Annotated in this window: 3 protein-coding genes; 1 reads left to right on the top strand and 2 read right to left on the bottom strand. The window is 65.8% G+C overall.

The window, feature by feature from the left end; genetic code table 11:
* Window positions 1-12: 12 nt before the first annotated feature.
* Both NHF53_RS05090 and NHF53_RS05095 read right to left on the bottom strand, forming a co-directional pair.
* A complete protein-coding gene (locus NHF53_RS05090) occupies window positions 13-426 on the bottom strand; it encodes an endonuclease domain-containing protein (RefSeq protein ID WP_308218629.1) in 414 nt (137 codons plus the stop codon).
* Window positions 427-808: 382 nt separating this feature from the next.
* Window positions 809-1,849: a zinc-dependent alcohol dehydrogenase family protein gene (locus NHF53_RS05095; protein WP_252833354.1), complete on the bottom strand. Its 1,041-nt coding sequence runs from the start codon at window positions 1,847-1,849 to the stop codon at window positions 809-811.
* A 148-nt stretch (window positions 1,850-1,997) separates the two neighbouring features.
* On the opposite strand from NHF53_RS05095, the gene NHF53_RS05100 reads away from it, so the two are divergent.
* The gene (locus tag NHF53_RS05100; RefSeq protein WP_252833355.1) at window positions 1,998-2,882 is read left to right on the top strand and encodes a branched-chain amino acid aminotransferase; all 885 of its coding nucleotides are present in this window, start codon (window positions 1,998-2,000) and stop codon (window positions 2,880-2,882) included.
* The last annotated feature ends 183 nt before the right edge of the window (window positions 2,883-3,065 follow it).

Here is a 3,065-nt window from a genome sequence, read left to right on the forward strand (position 1 = left end):
AGGGGGGAGATGTCACGAAGTGACAGAGGGGAGTGTGTCCTGGCGTAGCGCGTTTCGGCGGTCGGCGGCGATCCGCAGGATGTGGGTGCAAACCTCGTCGAGACGACGCTCGACATCCTCGTTGGAGAGCCGCAGCACGCTCCAGTCGAGTTCACGCAGCCGACGATCGCGTTCGGCATCCTTGCGGATCATCCGGTCCTCGGTGTGCCCGGCACCGTCGATCTCGATGACGAGGCGGAGGGCTGGACAGGCGAAATCGACGATATAGCCGGCGATCGGCAACTGCCGCCGGAAGCCGAGCCCGTCCAGCCGATGTGCCCTGACGGCGTCCCAGAAACGCAGTTCCGCGTCGGTCATTTGTCGCCGCATCCGCCGGGCATTTCGCCGGTTGGAGGAGGGGACGTCGAAATGCGGCACTTTGAGCACTCCATCTGCGCGTTGAGGCAGTATTCAATCATAGATTGCTTTCAGTGCAACGACACCCCCCTCTGTCGGCTCCGCCGACATCTCCCCCTCAAGGGGGGAGATCGGTGCGTCCCCTTCAGCCGCTATGCCCATCCTCAAGTCAAATCGAGGATGAGCCGGCCGGGCGACGTCCATTTCGGGGGAGCTTCGATCGCGGATTGGGGTTTTCGGCTCATCGTCTGAACGTCTGCATCAGGTCCGAAAAGGGAAGCCAGCTCTGAGGGATCGATCTCCCCCCTTGAGGGGGAGATGTCACGAAGTGACAGAGGGGGGTGAACATCGGGACTCGGCGCTTATGGCGGTATTCCCTCTGCCCTCCGGGTGCGCGCCGCCTCTGCTCCCCTCAGAACCGCGTGATCACGCTGATGCCGAGGTCGGTCGCGCGGTCCATCGCAACGAGTGCGGGCACGGCCTCTTCCAGCGAAATCTCCCGGCCGATCAGCTGCTTCGGGTTGAGCTTGCCGGCAGCCGTCATCGAAAGCATCGCGTCGTAGCGCCAGGCCTGCATGCCGTGGCTGCCGTAGATTTCGAGTTCGTGGCCGATCACCTGCGCCATCGGGATCTGCGGCGTCGCATGGTCTCCCAGCATCAGCCCGACCTGCACGTGGCGGCCGCGGCGGCGCAAGTTCTTGATGGAGTTGAAGCAGGTGACCGGCGAGCCGAGGGCATCGATCGAGACATGCGCGCCGCCTTGCGTGATCTCGCGCACCGCACCGGCCACATCGTCGGTCTCGCGTGCGTTGATCGCGGCGACGGCGCCGAGCTTGCGGGCGAAGGCGAGCTTCTCCGCCGATATGTCGATCGCGATCGGATGGGCGCCGAGGGCCGCGGCGATCATGATCGCGGAGAGGCCGACGCCGCCGCAGCCGTGCACCGCCACCCATTCGCCGCCCTTTACGCGCGCCTGGTCGGCGACCGCGCGGAAGGAGGTGGCAAAGCGGCAGCCGAGGCTGGCGGCGGTCGCAAAATCCATCTCTTCCGGCAGGTGGACGAGGTTCTGGTCGGCGAAGTCGATCGCCACGTATTCGGCAAACGAGCCCCAGTGGGTGAAGCCCGGCTGGAACTGCGCCTCGCAGACCTGCTGGTTGCCGGAGCGGCATTCGCCGCAGCGGCCGCAGCCGGAAACGAAGGGCACGGTCACCCGGTCGCCGACCTTGTAGCGCATCACCCCGCGGCCGGTCGCGGCGATCGTTCCCGCGAGTTCGTGGCCCGGCACATGCGGCAGGCGGATGTCGGGATCGTGGCCCATCCAGCCGTGCCAGTCGCTGCGGCAGAGGCCGGACGCCTCGACCTTGATGACGACGCCGTTCTCCGTCGGCGTCGGGTCGGGAAGCACCCGGATCTCCGGCGTCTTCTCGAAGGCTTCGTAATACATGGCTCTCATCGGTCGGCTCCTGTGCGAATTTTGGCGCGCAACCTATCGCAAGACGGGGAGGTGGAGGCATGACTATTTTTGATGTACCCATTCACCCCAATTCTGCTTTTTCCGGATAAAGCGGAACGAGCCGCAGATACGAAACGAGGAGAAGCCGATGGCTGTCGATACTTCCGCCCGCACGCCCACATGGACCTTCGTCGACGGTGAATGGATCGCCGGCAACCCGCCGCTGATCGGGCCGGTGTCGCATGCCATGTGGCTCGGTTCGACGGTGTTCGACGGCGCGCGCTGGTTCGACGGCATCGCACCCGACCTCGACCGCCACTGTGAGCGCGTCAACCGCTCCGCCGTGAACATGGGGATGGCGGCGGCGGTGCCGGCCGAGGAGATCGAGCGGCTGGCGCTCGAAGGGGTGAAGAAGTTCGACGGCAAGACGGCGATCTACATCAAGCCGATGTACTGGGCCGAACATGGCATGCCCGGCTCCGTCGTCGCCCCCGATCCGGCCTCGACCCGCTTTGCGCTCTGCCTCTTCGAGGCGCCGATGCACACCGCAAAACCGCATTCGCTGACGCTCTCGCCCTATCGCCGGCCGACCCCGGAATGCGCCATGACCGACGCCAAGACCGGCAGCCTCTACCCGAATTCCGGCCGCATGATCGTCGAGGCGCGCGCCCGCGGCTTCGACAACGCGCTGGTGCGCGACATGAACGGCAATATCGCCGAGACCGCCTCCTCGAACGTCTTCATGGTGAAGGACGGCGTGGTCTTCACGCCGGCCGCCAACCGCACCTTCCTCGCCGGCATCACCCGCGCCCGGGTGATCGGCCTCCTGCGCGAGGCGGGCCATGAGGTGCGCGAGGCGACGCTCTCGGTCGAGGACTTCATGGGCGCCGACGAGATCTTCACCACCGGCAACTATTCCAAGGTCGCGCCGGTCAACCGCCTCGACAATCGCGAACTGCAGGAAGGGCCGGTCGCCCGCAAGGCGCTCGAGCTCTACATGGACTGGGCCTACGGTCGGAAGACCGCTGCCTGAGGGCAGGGCCGTCCACGAATTGATCTCCCCCCTTGTGGGGGAGATGTCGGCGTAGCCGACAGAGGAGGGTGAATCCCCGATCTCGGCGTTTGCAGTGATGCCCCCTCTGCCCTGCCGGGCGTTCGTCGCTGAAATCGATTCACTGATCGATTGCCCGGCTTCGCCGGCCGCTCCTCAACCCCC

Source organism: Ciceribacter sp. RN22, from assembly GCF_024054295.1.
Classification (GTDB): Bacteria; Pseudomonadota; Alphaproteobacteria; order Rhizobiales; family Rhizobiaceae; genus Allorhizobium; species Allorhizobium lividum.